At 37.4% G+C, this 19185-nt stretch carries 22 protein-coding genes and 1 pseudogene; 18 read left to right on the top strand and 5 right to left on the bottom strand.

The genetic code is table 11. The features are described from left to right. Window positions 1-130 precede the first annotated feature (130 nt). From ML543_RS13305 to mscL, 7 genes are all read left to right on the top strand, one after another. Window positions 131-544 (top strand): NUDIX hydrolase, encoded by a 414-nt coding sequence (locus ML543_RS13305; protein WP_243387934.1) that lies wholly within the window; start codon window positions 131-133, stop codon window positions 542-544. Window positions 545-558: 14 nt separating this feature from the next. Beyond that, entirely contained in the window at window positions 559-918 is a 360-nt protein-coding gene (locus ML543_RS13300) for a DUF2332 family protein (protein WP_341482365.1), read from the top strand. Window positions 919-999: 81 nt separating this feature from the next. After that, a complete protein-coding gene (locus ML543_RS13295) occupies window positions 1000-1341 on the top strand; it encodes a hypothetical protein (RefSeq protein WP_243387933.1) in 342 nt (113 codons plus the stop codon). 570 nt (window positions 1342-1911) lie between these two features. Next, a complete protein-coding gene (locus ML543_RS13290) occupies window positions 1912-2208 on the top strand; it encodes a DNA-binding protein (RefSeq protein ID WP_243387932.1) in 297 nt (98 codons plus the stop codon). Window positions 2209-2256: 48 nt separating this feature from the next. After that, a complete protein-coding gene (locus ML543_RS13285; RefSeq protein WP_279326673.1) occupies window positions 2257-2754 on the top strand; it encodes a GNAT family N-acetyltransferase in 498 nt (165 codons plus the stop codon). 141 nt (window positions 2755-2895) lie between these two features. Continuing rightward, on the top strand, window positions 2896-3933 hold the full coding sequence (locus ML543_RS13280; protein ID WP_243387931.1) for an SDR family oxidoreductase: 1038 nt from the start codon (window positions 2896-2898) through the stop codon (window positions 3931-3933). A gap of 128 nt (window positions 3934-4061) precedes the next feature. Next, complete coding sequence (gene mscL / locus ML543_RS13275; RefSeq protein WP_243387930.1) at window positions 4062-4496, top strand: large conductance mechanosensitive channel protein MscL; 435 nt, start codon at window positions 4062-4064, stop codon at window positions 4494-4496. On the opposite strand, the gene ML543_RS13270 is transcribed toward mscL, so the two are convergent. Further along, on the bottom strand, window positions 4497-5684 hold the full coding sequence (locus ML543_RS13270; RefSeq protein ID WP_243387929.1) for a M20 family metallopeptidase: 1188 nt from the start codon (window positions 5682-5684) through the stop codon (window positions 4497-4499). It lies immediately after the preceding gene. Window positions 5685-6211: 527 nt separating this feature from the next. Between ML543_RS13270 and ML543_RS13265 the strand changes: the two genes are divergently transcribed. From ML543_RS13265 to ML543_RS13230, 8 genes are all read left to right on the top strand, one after another. Next, complete coding sequence (locus ML543_RS13265; protein WP_243387928.1) at window positions 6212-6547, top strand: hypothetical protein; 336 nt, start codon at window positions 6212-6214, stop codon at window positions 6545-6547. Window positions 6548-6591: 44 nt separating this feature from the next. Next, a complete protein-coding gene (locus tag ML543_RS13260; protein ID WP_243387927.1) occupies window positions 6592-7116 on the top strand; it encodes a hypothetical protein in 525 nt (174 codons plus the stop codon). Window positions 7117-7140: 24 nt separating this feature from the next. Next, entirely contained in the window at window positions 7141-7512 is a 372-nt protein-coding gene (locus tag ML543_RS13255; protein WP_243387926.1) for a DnaJ family domain-containing protein, read from the top strand. A 181-nt stretch (window positions 7513-7693) separates the two neighbouring features. Beyond that, complete coding sequence (locus ML543_RS13250; RefSeq protein ID WP_243387925.1) at window positions 7694-9682, top strand: acetoacetate--CoA ligase; 1989 nt, start codon at window positions 7694-7696, stop codon at window positions 9680-9682. Window positions 9683-9815: 133 nt separating this feature from the next. Next, a complete protein-coding gene (locus ML543_RS13245) occupies window positions 9816-10376 on the top strand; it encodes a CalY family protein (protein ID WP_243387924.1) in 561 nt (186 codons plus the stop codon). A gap of 13 nt (window positions 10377-10389) precedes the next feature. Further along, entirely contained in the window at window positions 10390-10926 is a 537-nt protein-coding gene (locus ML543_RS13240; RefSeq protein WP_243387923.1) for a hypothetical protein, read from the top strand. A gap of 11 nt (window positions 10927-10937) precedes the next feature. Beyond that, the gene (locus ML543_RS13235; RefSeq protein ID WP_243387922.1) at window positions 10938-11414 is read left to right on the top strand and encodes a signal peptidase I; all 477 of its coding nucleotides are present in this window, start codon (window positions 10938-10940) and stop codon (window positions 11412-11414) included. A 41-nt stretch (window positions 11415-11455) separates the two neighbouring features. After that, a complete protein-coding gene (locus ML543_RS13230) occupies window positions 11456-12436 on the top strand; it encodes an HD domain-containing protein (RefSeq protein ID WP_243387921.1) in 981 nt (326 codons plus the stop codon). A 541-nt stretch (window positions 12437-12977) separates the two neighbouring features. On the opposite strand, the pseudogene ML543_RS13225 reads toward ML543_RS13230, so the two are convergent. Further along, window positions 12978-13205: pseudogene (locus ML543_RS13225) on the bottom strand (CbrC family protein); the annotation flags it as partial. 550 nt (window positions 13206-13755) lie between these two features. On the opposite strand from ML543_RS13225, the gene ML543_RS13220 reads away from it, so the two are divergent. Next, window positions 13756-15102, top strand: coding sequence for an NAD(P)/FAD-dependent oxidoreductase (locus tag ML543_RS13220; protein ID WP_243387920.1), 1347 nt, complete (start codon window positions 13756-13758; stop codon window positions 15100-15102). Window positions 15103-15124: 22 nt separating this feature from the next. Here ML543_RS13220 and ML543_RS13215 read toward each other — a convergent pair whose 3' ends face one another. Beyond that, the gene (locus ML543_RS13215) at window positions 15125-15289 is read right to left on the bottom strand and encodes a hypothetical protein (protein ID WP_243387919.1); all 165 of its coding nucleotides are present in this window, start codon (window positions 15287-15289) and stop codon (window positions 15125-15127) included. 117 nt (window positions 15290-15406) lie between these two features. Between ML543_RS13215 and ML543_RS13210 the strand changes: the two genes are divergently transcribed. Next, window positions 15407-15838 (top strand): hypothetical protein, encoded by a 432-nt coding sequence (locus ML543_RS13210; RefSeq protein ID WP_243387918.1) that lies wholly within the window; start codon window positions 15407-15409, stop codon window positions 15836-15838. Between the two features lie 5 nt (window positions 15839-15843). Here the strand turns inward: ML543_RS13210 and ML543_RS13205 are convergent, their stop codons facing one another. Continuing rightward, window positions 15844-17307 carry a protein adenylyltransferase SelO gene (locus ML543_RS13205; protein WP_243387917.1) on the bottom strand — a complete coding sequence of 488 codons (1464 nt, stop codon included), beginning with the start codon at window positions 17305-17307 and terminating at the stop codon, window positions 15844-15846. Window positions 17308-17370: 63 nt separating this feature from the next. Beyond that, the gene (locus tag ML543_RS13200) at window positions 17371-17745 is read right to left on the bottom strand and encodes a hypothetical protein (protein ID WP_243387916.1); all 375 of its coding nucleotides are present in this window, start codon (window positions 17743-17745) and stop codon (window positions 17371-17373) included. Window positions 17746-17860: 115 nt separating this feature from the next. On the opposite strand from ML543_RS13200, the gene ML543_RS13195 reads away from it, so the two are divergent. Next, entirely contained in the window at window positions 17861-19171 is a 1311-nt protein-coding gene (locus ML543_RS13195) for an alkaline phosphatase family protein (RefSeq protein WP_243387915.1), read from the top strand. Window positions 19172-19185 lie beyond the last annotated feature (14 nt).

Raw genomic sequence — 19185 nt, 5'->3', positions numbered from 1 at the left:
GATAAAGGTTGCGAAAAACGACATCATTAGTTTCTCATATGGCAATAAGTTCATCTTATAACTGACTATAAAGTGAAGTCACATCCTGTTTAGACTTTTATAAAGGCTAGGAATAAGGAGAGATACCTGTATGGTTGTAATAAAAAAAGCATATGGTTACATAACGAATGAGATAGATGGCATAAAAAAAGTGCTAGTTTTTGAACATCCTTTAGCAGGTGTGCAAATTCCAAAAGGGACAGTGGAGCATGATGAAGAACCCGCTCAAGCGGTTACTCGTGAAATGGAAGAAGAAACGGGGCTCACACAATTTGAATTAAAGAGACTCATCGGAAAGGATCTCTGGAAAAGCGATAATAATGAGATTCACGAACGCTACTTTTACGAATTGATTTCATTAGAAAAGGTAGAATCTGAATGGTTTTTTCAACCTCAAGGTGGAGGTGAAGAAGAAGGCTTAATCTTTCGCTTTTTTTGGGTGAGTGAGGAAGATCAAATAGAAATCGCAAGAGGCCATGATGACTACTTTTTTGCCATTTTTTAAAAGGAGGAAATGATGTGCATGTGAGTTGGATATCCGAGATTTTTCGCCGATTTGCGGTAACTGAATGTAAAGATTCTAGTCCTCTATATGAATCTTTGTCACTAAACATATCAAAGGATGATGATTTACTAAGGTTATGTTGCTATGCGGCTAAAGGACAGCCAATTCCGAATTTATTATACGCTTCGGTCCATTATTTATTATTAAAAGGTGGAGTGCATCCCCTCCGAGAATACTACCCAAGCCTTTTCAAGGAACCAAAACAAAGAATTCCCATATTAAATGGATTTAAAAGTCATTTCGCAATATTGATAGAACCATTCTGTATCTTGTTTGATAAGTTGAGTATGCAATGCAAAAGGGTTGAAAATTGACTCTAATAAAATGTTAAAAAGTAAAGAATCCAATCCTACTAAAAGACATCTTCGTTATGGCAAGGAGGTTAGTGATGTTTTATGGATCAAATTAGTAAACATGTGAGAAATAGTATGATTCTATTTTTACTTTCCTTTTTATTCGTGTTTTCTAGTGCATTTTTCGACGGTAAACGAATTCATTCATACGATGAACTTGAGGAAAGCTTTCCGATGATGATTGGATTTCCAGTTCCATTTGTGGAGCTCGAGTGGTCAAAAATCGATCCCCCGCTACCCTATTTCTATAATATAAGGTGCTGTGGGATCGAATGGTACATGGAGAAGTTTTTGTTATCGGTATTATGTGTTTTTGTTACGTTCCTTCTTTTCTATGTATTAATTTATCAATTTAAAACTTGGAAAATAGATAAAACAAAATAAAAAATTTTCGTGTATTTGTTTCAGTAAAGTAACGAAAAGAAATTCCATGCTTTCTTACGTGAAAACATTATCAATATTCGATTTCGGTAACCCTTTCATGAATGACGGGGAATGGCTTTTTCTTGAAACAGTTTGATAAACGGTTCGTCATTAACATGGAATGGGGGGTAAACTACTATTATTGATTTATTTTTCTATTTAGTCGTTTTAGTTGGCTCATTCTTATTGCAATAATATGGTTATAGTTAGGAGAAGCTCCGAAATAAGAATTTTATCAGTTTCTCGGGTTTACGTTAATGATAACGTTCTTGTCTGTAAGTTAATACACTTTCATGTAGGCTTAGCTATTGAAGTTAGCCTTACTAATGGTTTTCGTAGTAATTTTTCTCTTTTTTCCGATATCGGGCTGAACTCCGCATTAATGGGTTATATCAGTATTTGGTTGATTTATGCAAGATTTTCTACACTAGTGAAACTTTCATCGATAAAATCCATTCGTTTATTGGTAAAATATATGAAACTTTTAAACGGCTAAAAACGTAGATTCATGCTAGAAAGGAAGTGCATAATATGGGATTAGTTTGGATTGGAATTGGTATTGCCGCAGCAGGTTATTTCATCGGTGAAGGGCTAAATAATTTTCAAAACCCGGGGTATAGCTTGTTTTCTTCATTTGGAGAAGAAAGAGAAGAACTTTTGATTCCAGAAAAGGATCTACATGTTTACCTTGGAATTAAAAAGACCGACTCGAAGTCTTTCTTAGAAGAATATCCGGATATTCCTCACATAAAAATCAGCGGAAGTGTTTATGTATTTAAAGAAGGTTTAGATGAATGGGTGAAGAAGCAAGCCTTCAAACAATCATAAATAGAAAGCCGATCCACGATAAAAAAATTGTTAAAAGGAGGGATAGTATTGCTTATTCGAGAGATTACTAGTTCAGATGCTGAAGCCTTTCTCGAGCTAAACAGGCAGCTGGATATTGAAACAAGCTTTATGCTTTATGAACCAAATGAGCGCACAATGACAGTAGAGGAACAAAGGCAAATGATTTTAACCGTACAACAAAGTCAACGATCGGTCATTTTCGTTTGTGAAATCGACCGTCAATTAGTCGGGTTTGTTACTGCGATTGGAGGCAAACAAAATCGAAATCAGCATAAGGCTCATATTGTTGCTGGCGTGTGCCAATCTTTTTCTGGAAAGGGGATTGGAACGAAGCTATTTCAAACGCTTGAAGCATGGGCAAGAAAGAATGGGTTGAAGCGGTTAGAATTAACGGTAATGACCCATAATTACCGGGCAATTGGATTGTATGAAAAAATGGGTTTTGTCATTGAAGGAACTAAAAGATGCTCGCTAATTGTTGACGGAAGTTGTGTTGATGAATACATAATGGCTAAAATGTTGTAAAGAAGCTAAGAACTGACGGTGCAAAAAGTGTCGTCAGTTCTTTTTCTTTGACAAATTCTTTTGATTCATTATACACTTTGTTTAAATGTTTAAACGTTAAAAATCATAGTTTTGCGTGATACACGAAAGGAGACAGCACGAATGGATCAAAAAACAGTTCTCGTAACAGGGGGGACTGGTTACTTAGCTTCTTGGATTGTCAAAAATCTATTAGATGATGGTCATCAAGTCCGCATTACCGTTCGCAATAAACAGCAAGTAGAAAAATATGCGCATTTAACAAACCTTGCTCAGCAATCACCTGGAGAACTTTCTATTTACGAGGCAGACCTTTTAAAGGAAGGCAGTTTTGATGAGGCCGTCAAAGGTTGCGAATATGTTTTTCACACGGCATCCCCATTTTTTATCAGCAACATTTCAAATGCTTATGAAGACCTTGTAAAGCCAGCACTTGATGGGACCCGAAATGTCTTAGGGGCTGTAAATAAAGCTGGCACGGTCAAGAGGGTTGTTCTTACGAGTAGCGTCGTTGCGATGTACGGAGACAACATAGATCTAAAAGGTAAAGCTCCTCTTGACGAAACCTTTTGGAATGAAACGAGTTCCGAGCATCATCAACCGTACAGTTACTCCAAAACGATTGCTGAAAAAGAGGCATGGAAGATCGCTAATGAACAAGAAAAATGGGATTTAGTAACGATTAATCCAACATTTCTACTAGGACCTTCCTTAACAAAGCGAAATGATTCAACAAGCATATCCACTTTAATCGATATTCTGACAGGTAAATACAAAACGGGTGTTCCTGATTTAGAAATGGGATATGTCGATGTCCGTGATGTAGCGGAAGCTCATATGAAGGCTGCTTTTAAAGAAGAGGCTACAGGTCGTTACATACTATCTAGTGGTGTAACAACTTTTCTAACGATGGCTAAAACACTGGACGAAGCTTTTCCAAACCAGTATGCCTTACCGAAACGAATTGTCCCTAAACCATTGATTTGGTTGCTAGCTCCGATGATTGGCTTAACACGAAAGTATGTAGTGAAAAATGTGTCTTACCCGCTACAAGTGAAAAATGATAAAAGTAGGCAGGAACTCAGTATTACATATCGTTCATTATACGAAACGTTAGTCGACCAACGTAATCAGCTCTTGAAAGATGGACTTATAAAATAGTAATACAAAAGAAACTCAGGGAGGGCTCTCTGAGTTTTTTTATTCGATCCATCCTCATCATGTCTGTGAATTCACTCAACATATATTTTTCGGACAAACCATATGTTGATAAGGGATGGGGGGATTAGATGATTAAGGAATTCAAACAATTTATAGCACGTGGGAATATTTTTGACTTGGCGATTGCAGTGATGATGGGAGCGGCGTTCGGAAAAATTGTGGAGTCACTTGTCTCAGATTTGATGATGCCAGTAATTGGTGTAGTGATCGGCGGCGTGAACTTTGAAAGCTTACATATCGCCATTGGAGAAGAAGTGATTCGTTACGGGAAGTTTTTGCAAACGCTCGTTGATTTTTTGTTTATATCTTTTAGCATTTTTATGATGATTAAAATGATTAATCGCTTAAAAGGGGAGAAACAATCGTATGAAGTGAAAAAAACAACAAATCTCGAAATCTTACAAGAGATTCGAGATTTGTTGAGAAGTCAATCTATTCAAGAAAAAGGTGAGACGAACCAAATGAAGGTGACGATTTCGACCAAAAAAGATGACAAATCTTAACTATGCATGCTGTAAATAGTCAATAGTTGCTGTTATTAAAATTTTAGCCGCTATAATCATTGCGCGTTCATCGATATTAAACTTCGGATGGTGATGTGGATAAGATGCACCGACCTCTTCATTTCCTGCACCTGTAAAGAAGAATGTTCCTGGTACGTTTTGTAAGTAGTAGGCGAAATCTTCACCGCCCATAACGGGTTCCATTTCGTGAATGTTGTTTTCTTCCACCCATTTTTTAGCACTCTTGACTAAATGCGCGGTTTCTTCAGGGTGATTGACAAGCGCTGGATACCCTTTTTCATACTTCAATGAATACGTAGCATTTGCTCCTTCACAAACGGATTTCGTAATCTTCTCTATTTCTTCGATAATTTTCTCTTGTACCTCCGGTTGAAATGTACGAACAGTTCCGGTAATGGTTGCTGAGTCAGCTATAACATTAAAAGCGTTGCCAGCATGAAAAGTGGCAACCGTTAACACTGCTGGGTGAAGAGGGTTCAATCTTCGGCTAACAATTTGCTGAAGTTGTTGGACGAGCGAAGTCCCGACTGCTATCGAATCAATTGTTTCGTGGGGGGAAGCGCCATGGCCACCTTTTCCATGAATCGTAATCGTAAAACGGTCAGCAGCAGCCATTAACGCTCCGCTTCTATACCCGATTTCCCCCACAGGCATTGTTGCCCACAGGTGGGTTCCGAAGATAACATCTACCCCTTCTAAACATCCGTCTTCAATCATCGGTTTTGCCCCACCAGGCGTAATTTCCTCAGCAAACTGAAAGATTAAGACGACATTTCCTTGTAGCTCTTCTTTCCGTTCAGAGAGGTAAGCTGCAACCCCTAATAAAGTAGCGGTATGCGCATCATGACCGCATGCATGCATGACACCAGGAATCTTTGATTTATAATCAACCTCTTTCTCGTCTTGGATTGCAAGCGCATCGAAATCAGCCCGCAAAGCAACCGTTTTTCCTGGTTTCTTTCCTTTTATGTATCCGACAACTCCTCTGCCACCAACTCCTGTTTTCACATCAATGCCGTAACTAGTTAAGATTTCTGCAATTTTAGCAGGGGTTTTCTCTTCTTGAAACGAAAGTTCCGGATATTGATGAAAATGTCTCCGCCATTCAACCATTTGATCAAATTGTTCGTCAAGAAATGATTCAATCGTTTGGTCATTCTGTATCATAAGCAAACCTCCTTTTGTTTATTAGACCTATTATACTATGAATATTAAAAGAATTCTGTCTTAAAGTTGGTATTATACCCTTAATGTCTTTCATTCTAATCACCTTTGAGAATTTACTAGTGGAATCGTCCATTTTGTGAAATAATAGAATTGGGATTATTTGTTAAGTATCTCTTCGTGTTTGTAGGGGTTATATATTTACTAGCGATTTTTCTGTTAGTACATCTAGTAATCGATGTTCTTTTCATATATCGGAGAAAACGGCTCGCAAAAAAATTCATTATAGTTTACGAAAGGTGAGAGTGGAAAGAATGGAAATATTCATTATTGTGATATTGATAATCTATTTATTTGACTTTACAAAAATACGAAAACAAAACGAAACGATAATCGGTCAAAATGAGAAGATGATTTCTTTATTGGAGGACATAAAAAGGGAACATTGTAAAAAATGAGGTGGTTGAAAAAAATGGTTTCTTGCTATTATTCTTATGTTAACCTTATCGGCTTGTAGTAGTGAGGAATCATTGGAATGGGAAGTTACACCTGCATTTACTTATGAAGACTTACTTTTATACGGTGAGGAAGGAGCGTTTGGCATTCAAAAGGTAAACGGAACAGCAGACGAGCACCCTTTTCTTGTCAATCAAGGTAGGCATTACAAGCTATATTTTTTATCTCCCCAGTTTGAAGGTACCCATTATAAATTGATTGCAACTCATGAATCAGATGAGAAAAGTGTCCTATTATATGAATCGACCGTTTCGGGAATTGAAAGCGGTGGAAAATGGGGATTTGATAAGTCCGGCTATGGAAATTGGAAGTATGGGTTGATGGGGAACCTTTTGCAGCATTTATCATAGAAGCAAAAGACATAGTATAATTAACGTACAAAGGATAAAAGAAAATGAAAGCAAGAACAATCATGATCTTAGCCGTAATCATATGTAGTGGTTGGTTAATAGTTAAGGAAAACGGATATCAGCATAGTGAGCTCAGCTACCGATCACTTTCTGAAGATGAAATAGAATCATTTATGTCAGAACTTCATTTGAAGCCTGTAACTTTTGCGAATACGCAAAATAATCAATCAACCATCATTTTAATTAAGGGTGGTTACTATTTAGTTTCAAAGGCAGAAGAAAGTGAAGGGTTTACATATGTTTCGACCTTTGCCATGCCAGAGCAGGCTCCAATTGATTTTGGGAGAGTTAACGGGGACCATCCCTTTTTATACATTACATTTTTAGATGAAACCATTCGTCAACAAACAAATCGTATTACTGTGAAGGTTGATGGGGAAGAATATTGGTCCACATTCTTGCAGGATGAAAAAGGAATCATTGCTTTTCAAGATTTGAAAACTCCTTATGAAGTGGTTCTTTATGATGATATGGGTCAAATAACATATACTAGCGGTATTGTATATTAACTTTAAAGAGAGGGGGAAGTTGAAATGGATGTGTTCTCCATTGTGGCCGAAGATAAAATTAAACGGGCATACGAAGAAGGAGATTTTGAGCATCTTCCCGGGATGGGAAAAGCTCTTCCAAAAGACGAACTCTCCCATGTACCACAAGAGTTACGAATGGCGTATCGATTATTAAAAAATGCGGATATGATGTCGAATGAAGCGGAAATAAAAAAAGAACTTTTAACGATTGAAGATTTGTTAAAACATTGTGTAGATGAAAAAGAACGCTCTCAGTACATGAAAAAACTTTCTCAAAAGCAGATTGAGCTTGAAAACATCTTCAAAAAGCGAAAGCTATTCAATCAGCCAGCTTCAGCCTTTTATAAAGAGAAAGTGATCAAAAAGTTCACGTAACCTTACCCACTAAAATAGGTAAGGTTTTTATATATCTGAAGTTATGGAAGGGGCCAATTTATAAGAAAATTTTATCTTTTTAAAAAAATAGAAGGAAATGACCTCTTTGAAATCGTATTAGGTAAATGTACATAATAAGACAATTTTCGTCTTAACGAAACATCTGTTTGGGGGAATGGATATGAGTACAGAAAAGCTAGAAAGGAAGCGGTTATGGGAACCATCTGAGTCTTTACAAAAGGGGTATAACTTAAAAGAATTCATGAATTGGGTTCGTGAACAGCGAGGCCAACATTTTGAAACATATGATGAAATATGGAAGTGGTCAGTGACAGATATTGAAGGGTTTTGGTCCGCTTTATGGCATTTTTATCATGTTCAGTCACATACGCCGTATACTGATGTGCTAGTAGAAGAGAAAATGCCAGGTGCAAAATGGTTTACTGGTGCTACATTAAATTACACAGAGCATGTATTTCGAAATGCTCGAAGCGATCAACCAGCGATTATTTATGAATCTGAATTAAAAACCCGCGGTGAAGTTTCGTGGTCAAGTTTAGAGAAGCAAACCGCGGCTATTGCTCATTACTTGAAATCAATTGGCGTGCAAAAAGGAGATCGAGTAGTCGCTTATGCATCGAACATACCGGAAACGGTTGCGGCATTTTTAGCATGTGCTAGCATCGGTGCTATTTGGTCTAGTTGCTCTCCTGAATTCGGCATGATGAGCGTCATTGACCGTTTTAAACAAATTGAGCCCAAAGTGCTTTTCGCCGTTGATGGCTATCGCTATGGCGGAAAAGACTTCTCTAGACTAACTGAAGTACAAAAAATTCAAGAAGAGCTGCCAACCCTTGAGAAAACGGTGATTATTCCATATTTGAAACAATCGCCAGACCTCTCTATGTTAGAGGATGCGGTAAACTGGGAAGAAATCCATACAATGGATGTTCAATCTACTTTATCCTTTGAACCAGTCCCTTTTGATCATCCTTTATGGATTCTGTACTCTTCAGGAACGACAGGGAAACCGAAGGCGATTGTGCAAAGTCAAGGTGGAATTTTACTTGAACATTTAAAACTAGCCGGACTTCAGATTGACTTGAAACGTGAAGACCGCTTTTTCTGGTACACAACAACTGGCTGGATGATGTGGAATGTTGTTGTAAGTGGCTTGTTAACTGGATCGACTATCCTATTATTTGATGGGAACCCCGGTTATCCAAACAATGAAACGCTTTGGAAGTTTGCTGAAGAAACAAAAATGACAGTATTCGGTACGAGCGCAAGCTTTTTAACCGCATGTATGAAGGCAGGGGTAAAACCGAAAGAGCAATTCGACTTATCGCATTTAAAAGCGATTGGCTCAACAGGCTCTCCTCTCCCTCCAAGTGGATTTGAATGGGTCTATGAAGAAGTGAAGGAAGATGTTTGGTTGTTCTCAACTAGTGGAGGAACGGACTTGTGTACCGCATTTGTTGGAGGTGCTCCTTATTTACCTGTACATGCTGGTGAATTACAGGCTCGAGCATTGGGAGCGGCTGTTTATGCATACAATGATCAAGGAGAATCTTTAATCGATGATATTGGTGAGCTAGTTATTACAAAGCCGATGCCTTCAATGCCTATTTATTTTTGGAATGACCCGAGCAATGAACGGTATACTGATAGTTATTTTGATACGTATCCAGGAATTTGGCGTCATGGAGATTTTATTAAAATTACACAACAAGGAAGCTGTATTATATACGGACGATCGGATGCAACGATTAATCGAGGCGGAATTCGGATGGGAACTAGCGAAATATACAATGCATTAGAATCGATTTCGCAAATTCAGGATAGTTTAGTGGTTGATATTCCAATTTCAGAAGACCAGTCCTATATGCCTATATTTGTCGTTTTGAAAGATGGAGAAGCGCTTCAGGATTATATCGTAAGTCAAATAAAGAAAGTCATTCGTGAAAGCTGTTCCCCGCGTCATGTACCAAACGAAGTCATTCAAGTTGATGACTTACCGAGAACGTTAAATGGCAAAAAGTTAGAGGTTCCAATTAAAAAAATGCTTATGGGTACACCAGTAGAAAAAGCCGTCAATATGGGATCGCTTGCAAATCCAGAATCACTAAACTTCTTTGTTAAGTTTTACAAAGAAATGAATCAATCCTAATTCTAAGACTGTCCTTTCATGATGAAGGGACAGTTTTTTTAATTTCTTTATGGTAAAAATATGTAAAAAAGGTTTCATCCTAACTTACATAACATAAAATGGTAATATCTTACTATGTGAAGGATGATGTCCATTGAATCAAACCGTATGGTTGTATATGAAAGAACGGTTTGTCCTTATCATCTGTTTGTTCATGGTGTTACTTTCACCTTTAATCATGCCGATATATGCGAGCTTTACTGATTCAGATTCAAACGATGGGAATATTATTTCGGCGGCAACGCTTGAAATCACAACGACTCCTGCTAATCCAACGCTTTTATTTAATGTAGCGAACTTTGTACCGGGCGATACGGCAACGAGAGCGGCAACTGTTCAAAATAGCGGAGATGTTGATTTTACGTATCAAATCGTTAATTCGAGTTCTCCTGGAAATACGTTGCTCTGGACTGATACCATTAACGGTCTTCAGTTAGAGATTCAAGACACCGATACGCTAACCGTTCATTATAATGGTCCCTTAAAAGATTTAACGACGTCAAATTTATCCTTATCTGCCGGACAGTCACATAATCTCCAGTTTAAAATTACATTCCCAACATCTGCTGACAATTCTTTTCAATCATTAAGTGAAACCATAAATTTTACGTTTAATGCTACTCAAGTCACAGGAAGTGAACGTGTTAACCAATAATTGAGGGTGTTTTATGAAAGGATACAACATTGTACTTATATTCATGTTCATATGGTTTATTTCCTCTCCAGTTGTTGCGATTATTGGCTCATCTTCCACAATTAGAGATAACTTAATAGGGACGGATGTTCATCTCTTTTTTTTCATAAATTTAATCGGTGGAGACGCTACGCAAAGGGAAGATTCTCAAGCCTCCATAGTAACAGGTGTTAATCGACAAGTATCAACAATCGATTTTGGAGATATAGATCGATCTCTAATAGAAATATCATCGATTGAAGATGTTATTCGTTTAGAAAATAAAACGACAACTTCCCGCACAATTACCTTATCATTAAATCCGGAATCATCTCCTTTGCTAGGAGACATCCGAAACATTGTACAATTTCCAAGCTCTGTATTACTAAACAGTGGAGAAACTAGACAGATCGACGCTACTTTACTCACAACAATCTTAACTCCGATTGGTCGTTATACAGGAAGCCTTTCAGTTAACGATTCCTCGAATGGGTTGACCTATTCCATACCAGTAGAAATCATTATTTATTGAGGGGGGAGAGAGTGACACGGAATGTAAAAAGATTATGCTATCTTGTTTTAGCGGGACTATTACTTATCATTTTCGGCCCGTTCCTTATTGGATGGTCTAGCTTTATCGTTCAATCACCTAGTATGGACCCTGCAATCAAACCAGGTTCAATAGCAATCATACGTCCAGTTGAAGTCGATACACTTATCGTTAAAGATGTGGTGATGTATGAACACGAAGGAGATACAATCCTGCATCGTATTGAACATATACGTACAGAAAGCGGTAATTATATTTTCAAAATGAAAGGAGACGCAAACGAATTTACTGACTTTCACGAAATAAGTGAGAAAGAAGTTAAAGGAAAACTCGTGTGCTCAATACCTCTAATTGGCTTTGTCATTCAATATATGAAAAATCATTTTTTCCTCTTACTCATAATAGGGGGATTGATCTGGGTGATAATGGATTTAATACGTAAAAGAAAATCATCAGAACGTAATCTTTGATAGAATAGAAGAAAAATAAGAGGAAGAGGAAAAGAGATAACATGCTTGTTTATGAAAACTTATATGGTCAATTTAAACTAGAGCCTGTTCTAAAGGAGCTAATTGACACAAAACCTGTTCAGCGGTTAAAAAAGGTGCATCAAGCGGGGGCTTGTTTTCTGATTAATTCAACATGGAATGTGACAAGATTTGAGCATTCAATGGGAGTTATGCTGCTGATTCGAAAAATGGGAGGGAGTCTGGAAGAGCAAATAGCGGGGTTATTACATGATGTGGGACATACAGCGTTTTCACATGTCATTGACTATGTCTTACATAATGAAGAAGAAAATTATCACGATACGATTACGAATGAACTAATACTTTCTTCTGAAATTCCAGACATCCTTTATAAATACGGATTTTCTGTTAAAACCATTTTAGACACGAATAATTGGTCTATCCTCGAGCAAGAGCTCCCACATTTATGTGCGGATCGGATTGATTACACACTTCGTGATATGCATTGGTATCAAAATATTTCGATTGAAGAGATTCGTTCGTTCTTAAACCATTTATCCATGCATCATCACGAGATCGTGATTTCGTCTATTGAATGGGCAGAGTGGTTTACTGAACTATATTATCGTGAAGTGGTTGAGTTTTTTCTGCATCCTGCAAACGTATATGCTAACCAACAACTTGCATATACATTAAAAATTGCAATGGAGCGGGAAATTTTAAATATGAATGACTTTTTATTCAATGATTTTGAACTTTTAAAGAAGCTAAAGGCATCTAATGATCAAGAGGTGATAAAGCATCTTTCAATGTGTTACGAGACGAATTTTCAAACGGTAAGTCAAGGAGAGCCTTACGATTTTAAAGCGGTTGTAAAGCCTAGACTAATCGACCCAAAGGTTTGGTATGAAGGAAGAGTTGTACGAGCTACGGAAATATCTAACAAAGTACGAAATATGTCGGAGCAAGCTATTAATCGTATGAAACGAGGGACATATGTAAAGTATTTAGGTAATCTATGATGAGTAATCTTACTATGTGTATATGTTCAAAATATAGTTATGATGAAATAAATGAAGAAGCGGAGGAATTAGTAAACGGTAATGTTATTATGTAAACTTAATGAAAAAGTCTGAAAAAAAGCGAGAATGATGATTTCAGCTCAGTAAATAGAATAGTTAGTGACCATGTAACAATACATAATGAATGATATTTGCAAAAAGACATCACGGATCTAAAAACAATCTATAAACCATTAATCAATAAATAACGAACAAAATAATCTTTTATTAATTTCTTTCCTGTCTCATTCACATAAGTATACTTTGAGATTGAGACAGGAAAGATCTATCGATATTTAACTTCCTATAATTTATATTATGTAAACTAGAAAAATGAAAAAACAATAAATCTTAATCATTGTACCCTTCCAATGACGAGTGACTCAAAAACTAATACAAATGCGATTTATGGAACGTGTATTATTGCTGTTACTTGTCTTAATTCTCGTGTCACTCGTCATGCTGAGAATCTGATTCTCTTGAGCTTTTCCTGCAGTGATATCTACATTGAATCGACGTGTAAACGATGTTTGTTACAGTGAATACATCTAAAAAGGTATCCCTGTAAGTGTCCGTTATTTATAAGTTGTTTTTTGAACTCTTCTTTAGAAAGATGATACTCTAGACAGATCTTATCAATATCCTCCATTAACTCATCTTCCAAGTGCTTTACTTCTTCCCATCCAACAAATTGAACGATTGCGCAAAAATCACCACAATGACTTAACCATCTTTCTTGCTGTCATCCAAAATAACCTGGTGTTCTGTAATGGGTTAGGATTGTATTGAAAATTTGGTAGTCTCATGCTTTCGGACCTTTCATTAAAGAATTTACTAACATTAAGCTCATCTTCTATCATACTATATTTTGTTTTTGTAGTTTTCAAATGGTTATCTGAAATCCCGTTAATAGAAATTTAATTATCGCTTTCTATAAGTACATTTTATTTTCTTGAGGTGATGAATTATCTTTTATTTTAGCTTTTCTCAGCATTTTATAAGCAACCAATCTAATTTAATTGGCACTTATATTCCTCTATTGCATGATTGTTTCCAACTATGCATCTAATTTGATCAGTTTTATATACCATTTTCCGAAATATGTTTTTCCATTGCTACAAAATCAGCACAAGATATGCTATTTTTTCGAGTGTAGAACAAACGTTCCATCCTCGAGAAATCTTTACCTTTAGCTGCTTTTCTTTGGTCAATCTCCCCCGCTCCCTCCCTATTATTTGATACAATAAATGCAAGGAAAATCGATTAAAGGAGAAAGTTCAATGTTTGATGTGACGATTATCGGTGCTGGTGTTAGTGGGGTTTTTCTCGCTTACAAACTATTAGAAGTACGTCCGGATACTAGGATATTAATGATCGATAAAGGAAAGAAGCTTCATGAGCGAGTTTGCCCGCTCGATCAAGGTAAAACCTGTGATTGTCATGCTTGTACAAAGTATTTCGGGTTTGGAGGATTAGGGAAATCGGAAGGAAAGTTTAATTATACGAATGATTTTGGAGGCCGTTTAGGAGAAAAGGTTGGAAACGATACGGCTTTACAGTTGATGCTTGAGGTGGACCATATATTATGTCAATTTGGCGCCGCTCAAGTTGCATCGTATAGTACGAAAAATACGGAGCTTGAACATGCTGCGAAATTACATGGATTACAAGTTCTCTCCACACAGGTGAGACATTTAGGAACGAAACTTGCCACCGACATTTTACAATCCATGTATATGCATTTAAATCGAGTAGAATTTACTTTTGAAACGATGGTTTCTACGATTTCTAAAGGTGATGATGGATTTACGGTTGATACTGATCAAGGAACTTTTCGGTCAAAGAAAGTCGTTGTGGCAACAGGTATGAGCGGGACAAAATGGCTTCAAGGACAGTGTGATGCATTAGGGATTAGTCCTACGATTACGAGACTTGATCTCGGCTTAAGAGTTGAAATGAGTTTAAAACAAATGGACCCTCTTCTAAAACAAACCTTCGAGACTAAGCTACGCTGCAAGAGTGATGATTACGTTGCAACGACTTACTGTATGAATCCTGGTGGGCGCATTATTCGAAAGTATCAACATGGTTTTGTGCTAGCAGATGGTCAAAATTACCGTGAAGTTGGGTATCCGACGGAAAACATAAATTTTACGTTGTTTGTTCCTCGTTATTTTCCTAGTTTTTTAGAGGCCCAAACATTTGCCCAATCCGTCATTCAATCGATTAATAAAGATGAAGGACGCATCGTAGTTCAAAGACTAGGAGACTTACGAAAGAATCAAGTAACGACGGAAAAGAAACTTGCGTCCAATAGCATCTCCCCCTCCCTATCATCAATTGAAGCTGGAAGTGTACAGCGTGAAATGCCAGAACTTTATGTTCGTGCGTTTTTAGACATGGCAGGAGCTCTTGAAGGGCTAATAGGTGAAAAGCTATTGGACGATACGTTGCTCTATGCGTTAGATGCTAAATTTTATGAACCGAAAGTAGAAACCAATAAGCATTTTGAGACAAAAGTAAAAGGCTTTTACTTAATTGGTGATTGCTCTGGTGAGACCCATTCTCTCTCCCAAGCCGCAGCAAGTGGAATTCTATTAGGTGAACATTTAGGAAAAAGTCTATGAGAATAGGAGGTTATTTAATACTTTATTCCGTTACATACTGGCATGATCGTGAGTTTTTAAATAAAGGAACTTTACAATATAAAGGATAACCTTTTTTAGTTTGTGCATATTTCCATCCATTTTTGTTAATATCCTGAATTCGTTGTTTGTATTCTTGCAAATAATAGTCTTCATGAATCGGAAACATCGCCATCCCTCCTTTCTTTACAATCATTTTATGAAAATCACGAATAGGAAAAATCGGCATTGTGGAGGAAAAATCGTTACACCTTTGGATGGAAGTGAGACTGAGAGGTGAGTGAAAATGATGAAAGCTTGGATGAATAGACAGCTCATAAGCTTTATTTACGGTGTAATCATTCTGATTCCAATTGAACTACTTTTAAACATATACCGCTTCAGTCGGATAGCAAAAGTTAGTATATCGACTACCATTATGATTAGTTCTGTTTTGATTATTATATCAACCCTTTTTGGTTTGTTATGGACCTATAAACTAACGGCAATTTGGGTGAAAACTAAAAGACAGGCTTTTCTTCCTGTCCTATTATGGTTTCCGTATTTTCTTAGCTTAATGTATTTAATTGCGACGCTCTTCCCAATGACTTATGAAGGTGATCGACCGAATCCTGTATCAGGTTTAATCATGATTGCAAGTATCATCATTTATCCCATTGTCGTTTTCGGTTTTCAAATGTTAGGCATGCATAAGAAAAGCTCAGAGGAACTTCTCTGAGCTTATTATGTTCCACAAAAGGTTTGATACGGTTCATCCGTAACCGGTGGAAGTTTAGCATACTTTTCTTGATCTTTTGTATAAGCATATGGGTTTTTGAACACATTGAGCAATTCATTTATTTTCGATAAGTCCTTATTCATTTCTGCTGCTTGTAATGCTTCTTCTACGAGATAATTCCGAGGAATGATTGCTGGATTGTGTTTTCTCATACGTTCCTTGATCACATCATTAGATTCTTGCTGAATTTTTAGCCGCTCCTGCCATTTATGGTACCAATCTTTAAAGGAATTGGTTTGGAAAAGCTTCATTTCATCAAAGAGATCGAGTGTTAGAGACCGGAACGTATTTGTGTAGTCTGCTTTCCCCTCCTGCATCAAGTCTAACAGTTCTTTCACAAGTTCTTCATCGCCATCCTCATCTCCAACGAGTCCAAGCTTCCCTTTCATCCCTTCCCGCCAATTATGTTGATAAAGAGTTGCAAATGTTGATAATGCCTCTTTTGCAAGTTTTAAGGCTTGCTCTTCATCTTCATTTAGTAGCGGGAGAATGCTTTCCGCAAGTCGAGCTAAATTCCAACTTGCCATATACGGTTGGTTTCCGTATTCATACCGCCCTTGATAATCAATTGAGCTAAAAACGGTTGCTAAATGGTACGTATCCATGAATGCACAAGGTCCGTAATCAATCGTTTCACCACTAATGGTCATATTATCGGTATTCATAACTCCGTGTACGAAACCAACTAGTTGCCATTTGGCAATTAATGATGCCTGCTTTTTTATGACTTCCTTGAAAAATGCTAAATACGGTTGGTCATCTAAAAGGACCTCCGGGTAATGTCGATTAATTGCATAGTCTGCCAATACTTTTGCTTCATCATAAGTTCCAAATTGAGCTATGAATTGAAAAGTTCCTACTCGCAAATGACTTTGGGCTACCCGTGTTAAAATGGCCCCAGGTAATAAACGATCACGAATAATGGTCTCACCCGTTTCGACAACCGCTAAACTCCGAGTTGTCGGAATACGTAATCCGAACATGGCTTCACTAATCAAATATTCCCTTAGCATCGGTCCGAGAGCAGCTCGGCCATCTCCACCACGGGAATACGGTGTTCGACCGGAACCTTTTAACTGAATATCGAACCGTTCCCCATTTGGTGTCATATGCTCTCCTAACAAAATGGCTCTTCCGTCGCCGAGTCGATTGAAGTGTCCAAATTGATGTCCAGCATATGCTTGAGCGAGCGGCTCAGCTCCTTCTGGAACTTCATTTCCTGCTAGTATCTCGATTCCTCCGCTCGATTGAAGTTCATTATTTGATAAACCGAGTTCTTGAGCTAAACATTCGTTTATGATAACAGCTTTTGGCGCTTCAACAGGTGTAGGGTTTAACAAGGTATACATTTTGGGAGGTAGTTGTATATAACTGTTCTTAAAATTCCACCCTATTGACAATTTGATCATCCTTTCCATTATAGGTCAAATCGCTATGCTACGTATTTTCATGTATTTCTATAAACCGAATCGTTATGTTGAGATATCTCCCGCTCTTTTCTTCGAGGAAGACGTCTTGTACATCCATCTTACGAATAACAGACCAATCATATAAATTAACGAAGTAAATACAATGGCTATATCTCTTCCATAAGGTTTAAACCATGTGCCATCATCCTTGAGTAAAATGAATCCGAGCACTAAAGAAAAGATGGTCACTGTTAAGTTAATTACGATGAACAACGTGAACCGAACCTTCCGTAATTGGTATCCGACAATCATAATGAGAAAGAGAAAGAAAGGGAATAAAAGGACAGGCTCTTTCTTTGCTAAATGCTGATTATATTCATAAAAGTGAAACAAAAACGGAACAGGAAGTAGCATTAAAATATACCTTAATACTTTCATTGATATCCTCCATACGATTTTTATCTATCATATCATATAAATTTCCTACTTTTCTTTTTCTTTCTAGTATATGATGAGAGTAGGAGTAAGAATTTCTGATCGTTTGGAGGTATGTATGAAGCGACTAACCGATCATCTAATTGTCATTTCCTTTGATTGTCTCGCCTCAACAGATTTTCCGATATTGCAGGATTTACCTCATTTTCGGGATTTTATAGATAATGGGAGCTATTGCCGTAATGTAAAATCAATTTACCCTTCCTTAACGTATCCTTGCCATACAACAATTGTGACTGGGAACTATCCAAACCGCCATGGAGTAATTAATAATACGTTCCTTCAACCTGGAGCAACATCCCCAGATTGGTATTGGCATCGAAAGCACATACAAAGTACCACTCTCTATGACGAAGCAAAAAAAGCAGGATTAACGACTGCAGCTTTATTATGGCCTGTAACAGCTCAAGCTAATATCGATTATAATATGCCCGAAATATTTGCCAATCGCCCATGGCATCATCAAATTCCTGTGTCTTTACGTAATGGGTCTCCCCTCTTTCAAATCATTTGTAATGCGAAATTTGGTCGTCTACGAAACGGATTGCAGCAGCATGCACTTGATGATTTTGTTTTAGAATCTACTGTCTATACTATTACGAAGAAAAAACCGAACCTTCTCCTTGTGCACTTCGTTGATTTGGATTCAATGAGACATTATCATGGGTTTTCATCCAGACAGGCACACGACGCCCTCTCTCGTCACAATCAACGTCTCGGGCGAATCGTAGAAGCGTTAAAAGAGGCAGGAATATACGAACATTCCACTATTGTGCTTTTAGGTGATCATAGTCAATTAGATCATTCACGAGCGATAAATCTTAATGTGTTATTGAAAAAACAGAAATTTATCGAAGTGAATGAAAAAGGGCGCGTTATCAATTGGAAAGCGTATTGTAAAAGTTGTGATGGGTCGGCATACATTTACATCAAAGATGAACGAGACCTTGAAACGAAGAAAGCTGTGTTTGGCTTATGTTCAAATTTAGCAAAAGATGAGAACTACGGAATCGAGCAAGTCTATACAGGTAAGGAAGCAGATGCTTTAGGAGCGGACAATCATTGCTTTTTAATGTTAGAGGCAAAAAGAGGGTTTTATTTCACTGAATATCTTACTGGAGAGTTACTAGAAACCATTACAAAAAAAGATGTTGAACAGAAACGTTTTACACTTGCTAGTCACGGATACTCTCCTGAAAAACCTCAATACGGGACTGTTTTTATCGCAAAAGGAAACGGGATTCGAGACAGGGTTGAAGTGCCGAAAATGGAGCTAATCGACGAAGGGCCAACACTTGCTCGGATACTTGGTCTACGGTTTGATGGTGTGGACGGTCGTGTCATAAATGAAATGCTAAATTTAAATTAAACCCGTTTGGAGGG

Origin of the sequence: Bacillus kexueae, assembly GCF_022809095.1 — a bacterium.
GTDB classification, from domain to species: Bacteria; Bacillota; Bacilli; order Bacillales; family Aeribacillaceae; genus Bacillus_BZ; species Bacillus_BZ kexueae.
This window is presented reverse-complemented; position numbering and strand designations above follow the sequence as displayed.

What these genes read in the sequence shown, in the direction of transcription:
- ML543_RS13250 (WP_243387925.1), top strand. Translation starts at nt 7,694, where the DNA reads ATGAGTACAGAAAAGCTAGAAAGGAAGCGGTTATGGGAACCATCTGAG.
- ML543_RS13270 (WP_243387929.1), bottom strand. Translation starts at nt 5,684, where the DNA reads ATGATACAGAATGACCAAACGATTGAATCATTTCTTGACGAACAATTT.
- ML543_RS13210 (WP_243387918.1), top strand. Translation starts at nt 15,407, where the DNA reads ATGATGAAAGCTTGGATGAATAGACAGCTCATAAGCTTTATTTACGGT.
- ML543_RS13215 (WP_243387919.1), bottom strand. Translation starts at nt 15,289, where the DNA reads ATGTTTCCGATTCATGAAGACTATTATTTGCAAGAATACAAACAACGA.
- ML543_RS13220 (WP_243387920.1), top strand. Translation starts at nt 13,756, where the DNA reads ATGTTTGATGTGACGATTATCGGTGCTGGTGTTAGTGGGGTTTTTCTC.
- ML543_RS13280 (WP_243387931.1), top strand. Translation starts at nt 2,896, where the DNA reads ATGGATCAAAAAACAGTTCTCGTAACAGGGGGGACTGGTTACTTAGCT.
- ML543_RS13290 (WP_243387932.1), top strand. Translation starts at nt 1,912, where the DNA reads ATGGGATTAGTTTGGATTGGAATTGGTATTGCCGCAGCAGGTTATTTC.
- ML543_RS13230 (WP_243387921.1), top strand. Translation starts at nt 11,456, where the DNA reads ATGCTTGTTTATGAAAACTTATATGGTCAATTTAAACTAGAGCCTGTT.
- ML543_RS13260 (WP_243387927.1), top strand. Translation starts at nt 6,592, where the DNA reads ATGAAAGCAAGAACAATCATGATCTTAGCCGTAATCATATGTAGTGGT.
- ML543_RS13305 (WP_243387934.1), top strand. Translation starts at nt 131, where the DNA reads ATGGTTGTAATAAAAAAAGCATATGGTTACATAACGAATGAGATAGAT.
- ML543_RS13195 (WP_243387915.1), top strand. Translation starts at nt 17,861, where the DNA reads ATGAAGCGACTAACCGATCATCTAATTGTCATTTCCTTTGATTGTCTC.
- ML543_RS13200 (WP_243387916.1), bottom strand. Translation starts at nt 17,745, where the DNA reads ATGAAAGTATTAAGGTATATTTTAATGCTACTTCCTGTTCCGTTTTTG.
- mscL (WP_243387930.1), top strand. Translation starts at nt 4,062, where the DNA reads ATGATTAAGGAATTCAAACAATTTATAGCACGTGGGAATATTTTTGAC.
- ML543_RS13255 (WP_243387926.1), top strand. Translation starts at nt 7,141, where the DNA reads ATGGATGTGTTCTCCATTGTGGCCGAAGATAAAATTAAACGGGCATAC.
- ML543_RS13295 (WP_243387933.1), top strand. Translation starts at nt 1,000, where the DNA reads ATGGATCAAATTAGTAAACATGTGAGAAATAGTATGATTCTATTTTTA.
- ML543_RS13240 (WP_243387923.1), top strand. Translation starts at nt 10,390, where the DNA reads ATGAAAGGATACAACATTGTACTTATATTCATGTTCATATGGTTTATT.
- ML543_RS13205 (WP_243387917.1), bottom strand. Translation starts at nt 17,307, where the DNA reads ATGATCAAATTGTCAATAGGGTGGAATTTTAAGAACAGTTATATACAA.